This window comes from Methylobacterium sp. WL103 (assembly GCF_008039885.1).
Taxonomy (GTDB): Bacteria; Pseudomonadota; Alphaproteobacteria; order Rhizobiales; family Beijerinckiaceae; genus Methylobacterium; species Methylobacterium cerastii.
Genome location: NZ_VRUX01000494.1, coordinates 1 through 3,225 on the forward strand (window position 1 = coordinate 1; position 3,225 = coordinate 3,225).

Genomic DNA, 3,225 nt, shown 5'->3' on the forward strand with positions numbered 1-3,225 from the left:
ATGTCGGCGCCCTGGTCGCCGCTCGCCGGCGTGGCGTGCGTGCGCCAGCCGCCGCGTTCCAGCCGCCCGGCGCAGAACCGCTCGTAGGGGATGCCGTCCTCCGGCGCCGCGTCCTCCTCGGGGAGGTCCACCGCGTCGGTCACCGCCTCGACGATCGCGCGGATCGTGTCGGGCCTCGCTTCGCACAGGTCGGCGAAGCCGCGGGCGGTCAGGTCCGGCACGAGGGTGCGCGCGACGAAGTAGTCGCGCTCGCGCAGCCAGCCGTCGAGGATGCGGTTGCCGTAGGCGTCGACGAAGCTTTCCTGCCGCCGGCGCAGGGCCAGCGTCCGGGCATGGCGGCGGGCCACCTTGCGCACGCGGGCGCGGAAGCGCCCCGGCCGCCCGAGATGGCGCAGCAGGACGAGGCCGAGGCCTGCGCCCGAGGCCGCGATGCCGGCGCGCCCGTACCAGAGGGACAGGCCGCCGCCGGCCACCGCGATCCAGAACAGGCGGGCGACAAGGCTGGGCTGGCCGGGCATGAACGACGCCTCACGCGGCCGGCCCCACCGGCCGGCTCCACGCCGACAGCCATCGCACCGGCCGATGCCCGATCCCTGAATCCGCCGGGCGGCGGCGTGGAAAAGCTGTGGATGTCCTCAGGCGGGGGCGAACGAACTGCGCATCATAGCCAGTGAAGCCGCCACCCTCCCCCGCAGAGGGGGGAGGGAAGAACGCGTCGAGCCCCGCCTAGAACAGCCCGTCGATCTGCCCGTTCGCGTCCAGCCGGATCGTGTCGGCGGCGGGCACCCGCGGCAGGCCCGGCATGGTCATGATCTCTCCGCAGATCACCACGACGAAGCCGGCGCCGGCGGAGAGGCGCACGTCGCGTACCGCCACCACGTGGCCGTCGGGGGCGCCGATCAGGGTCGGATCGGTCGAGAACGAGTACTGCGTCTTGGCCATGCAGACCGGCAGGTGGCCGTAGCCGTCCTTCTCGAAGGTAGCGAGCTTGCCCGCCGCCTTGGACTCGATCTGGATGTCGGCCGCGCCGTAGAGCTTGGTCGCGATCGCCTTGACCTTGTCCGACAGCTTGGCCTCGGCCTCGTAGGTGTAGGTGATGGGCTTGGGCGCGCCCTGCGACAGGTTCACCACCGCGTGGGCCAGGGCCTCGGCGCCGGCGCCGCCCTCCGCCCAGTGCTTGCAGGTGATCGCCTCGACGTCGAGCTTTTCGCGGCAGAGGTCGCGGAGCTTGGCGTGCTCGGCGTCGGTGTCGGCATAGAAGTGGTTGACCGCGACCACCACCGACAGTCCGAAGCCGCGGACGTTGGTGACGTGCCGGGCGAGGTTGGCAAAACCCTTCTCGAGGGCGTCGACGTTCTCGGACCCGAGGTCCTTCTTGTTGACGCCGCCGTGCATCTTCAGCGCGCGCACCGTCGCGACGATGACGACGGCAGACGGCGACAAGCCCGCCTGCCGGCACTTGATGTCCAAGAACTTCTCCGCACCGAGGTCGGCGCCGAAGCCGGCTTCCGTCACGGTGTAGTCGGCGAGCCGGAGGCCGGCGCGGGTGGCGATCACCGAGTTGCAGCCGTGGGCGATGTTGGCGAACGGGCCGCCGTGGATCAGCGCCGGGTTGCCCTCCAGCGTCTGCACCAGGTTCGGCTGCAGCGCATCCTTCAGCAGCACGGTCATCGCGCCGGTGGCCTTCACGTCCTTGAGGGTCACGAGCTTGCGGTCGCGGGTCTCGGCGATGACGATGCGGCCCAGCCGCTCCTCGAGGTCGGCGAGGTCCTTGGCGAGGCAGAACACCGCCATGACCTCGGAGGCCACGGTGATGTCGAAGCCGTCCTCACGCGGGAAGCCGTTGGCGACGCCGCCGAGGGACTGGGTGATGGCGCGCAGCGCCCGGTCGTTCATGTCGACGACACGGCGCCAGTGGATGCGGCGCACGTCGATGTTGAGCTCGTTCGCCCAGTAGACGTGGTTGTCGATGAGCGCCGCGGCGAGCGAGTGGGCCGAGGTGATGGCGTGGAAGTCGCCGGTGAAGTGCAGGTTGATCTGCTCCATCGGCACGACCTGCGCCTTGCCGCCGCCGGCCGCCCCGCCCTTCATGCCGAAGCAGGGGCCGAGCGAGGGCTCGCGCAGGCAGATCATGGTCTTCTGGCCGATGCGGTTCAGCGCGTCGCCGAGGCCCACCGTGGTCGTGGTCTTACCCTCCCCCGCCGGCGTCGGCGAGATCGCGGTGACGAGGATCAGCTTGCCCTCGGGCTGCCCCTCCAGCCCGGCGATGAAGCCGTGGTCGAGCTTGGCGATGTGCTTCCCGTAATTGTGGAGCGCGTCGTCGGGGATGCCGAGCTTCTCGGCGACCTGCGCGATCGGCTTCAGCGTCGCCGCGCGGGCGATCTCGATGTCTGAGGGCATGGTTTCCTCAACCTTTGGCACGAGGGCTTCGTGTGGCGTCCGGTTTGTCCGTGACGTCCGTTCCGCCGGCTTTTGCCGTGCGGCGGGCGCCAGACCAAGCGCAACGCCCGGTCGATTCCGCCATTTTGCGTCAGTCGAGGTCGAAAAGCGCGTCGAAATTATTCGTTGTGCCGACAAATTCGATTTGCCGGCGCGAGCCGTCGCACGGGCTTGCCGACAGGGCGGACGCCTTGATCGGGCGGAGGCCGCGTCAGCCGGTCATCCCGGTGGCGGTGTAGCCGGCCTTGGTCAGCGCCTCGGCGAGGACGAGGCTCTGGGCGGTGGTGCGGATCGCGACCCGCTCGTGCGCCCGGTCGACCTCGACCTCGGCCGCCGGATCGATCCGCTGCACGACCCGGCGCACCGAGGCCTCGCAGCCGCCGCAGGTCATGCCCTCGACCCGCATCAGAAGTTCGCCTTGCGCGTCCATGTCGTTCCTCCATCACTTCGCCTGCCCCCGATCTCGGGCGTCGGACCGGGTGCGGCAAGGGGGTGGCAAGCGGGCCTCGGAGACGGCCGAGGGGATGTCACACTCGCGGAAAACCGCCGTGCTTGGGCACCTCGGCGCTTGCGGCCCCGCGGCCCCTCGGCGACAAACGGAGGCTCGGCTCCGCAAGCGATGCAGGCCGGGCCCTCACATGATTCCAGGCAAGAAGGCACGCGTGGCGAACCGACCCACAGTCCGGAGATTCGGCCGGCATGCGGGCCTGTGGTCGACGGGGCTGCTCGGCCTCGTGGTGCTCGCGCCGCTGGCGGCCCTGATGCCGACGGCCGGCGCCCTCGCGC

Annotated in this window: 3 protein-coding genes; all 3 read right to left on the minus strand. The window is 70.6% G+C overall.

Features of this window, described 5'->3' with window-relative positions; translation table 11 throughout:
• The coding region (locus FV222_RS21120; protein WP_147815567.1) for a restriction endonuclease at nucleotides 1-518 on the minus strand (518 nt) is incomplete at its 3' end.
• Nucleotides 519-726: 208 nt separating this feature from the next.
• Entirely contained in the window at nucleotides 727-2,400 is a 1,674-nt protein-coding gene (locus tag FV222_RS21125; RefSeq protein WP_147815568.1) for a formate--tetrahydrofolate ligase, read from the minus strand.
• Between the two features lie 250 nt (nucleotides 2,401-2,650).
• On the minus strand, nucleotides 2,651-2,869 hold the full coding sequence (locus FV222_RS21130; protein ID WP_147754650.1) for a heavy-metal-associated domain-containing protein: 219 nt from the start codon (nucleotides 2,867-2,869) through the stop codon (nucleotides 2,651-2,653).
• Nucleotides 2,870-3,225 lie beyond the last annotated feature (356 nt).